Here is a 237-nt window from a genome sequence, read left to right as displayed (position 1 = left end):
TACAACCGCTGCGGCGCCATCGAGCAGGCAGGCGACGGCCAGCTGCAGATCAACGTGCAGACCCTGCGGGGCGCGGCTGGCCGCATCGTCAGCAATGGCGCGCTGAACCTTGTAGGCGAGACCCTGGACATCAGCGGCGGTACCACCGCCGCGCGCGACATCAAGGTCATAGCCGGCAGCCTGCAGAATGCAGGCGGTACCCTCAGCGCCACCGGCGAACAGGCCATGGTCCTGCAG

1 protein-coding gene is annotated in these 237 nt (G+C 67.9%); it reads left to right on the top strand.

Annotated features, from left to right (window positions below; genetic code table 11):
* Nucleotides 1-237: hypothetical protein (locus ACQG3P_RS23375; protein ID WP_426806376.1), on the top strand; the 237-nt coding region annotated here is incomplete at both ends.

This window comes from Stenotrophomonas sp. SrG (assembly GCF_050031795.1).
Taxonomy (GTDB): Bacteria; Pseudomonadota; Gammaproteobacteria; order Xanthomonadales; family Xanthomonadaceae; genus Stenotrophomonas; species Stenotrophomonas rhizophila_A.
This window is presented reverse-complemented; position numbering and strand designations above follow the sequence as displayed.